The sequence below is a fragment of the Bartonella sp. MR168JLCBS genome (assembly GCF_042194175.1).
In genome coordinates this window covers 1,002-1,360 of record NZ_JBHIMP010000092.1, presented here as the reverse complement: position 1 = coordinate 1,360, position 359 = coordinate 1,002, and the positions used below count along the sequence as shown (strand labels likewise).

At 44.0% G+C, this 359-nt stretch carries 1 protein-coding gene; it reads right to left on the bottom strand.

Annotated features, from left to right (window positions below; genetic code table 11):
* The coding region (locus tag ACFIK8_RS09340) for a VirB8/TrbF family protein (RefSeq protein ID WP_375669260.1) at positions 1–359 on the bottom strand (359 nt) is incomplete at both ends.

The following is a 359-nucleotide window of genomic DNA, read 5'->3' as shown; positions in this document are numbered from 1 at the left end:
TTCCGGGTCAGCGCGGTAACTTGTAATTTGAAAACCAAGAGGATTAAGCAATCGATCAGATGATTTCATTGGCGCACCAACATAGGTGTAGCCAATTGTTGCGATTTGATGTTGCTTTGGCCCAACTGTGCCTTTACTGTCATGTTGTTGTGTTGTAAAACGCACAGCCGCTTGACCTCGCCCATTTGGCTGAATCGAGCGTACTTTAACTGTAATGCGCGCTTTATTGGAAAGCACTTGATCACGGGCATTTTCACCCTCATAGATTTTGTAAAACTCCTGTTGAACAGTTGGAGCGCTTAAAAGTGCTGCAGTATCATAGTTCAGCTGAATGGTGTCGTAATCATAACTTTCACGGT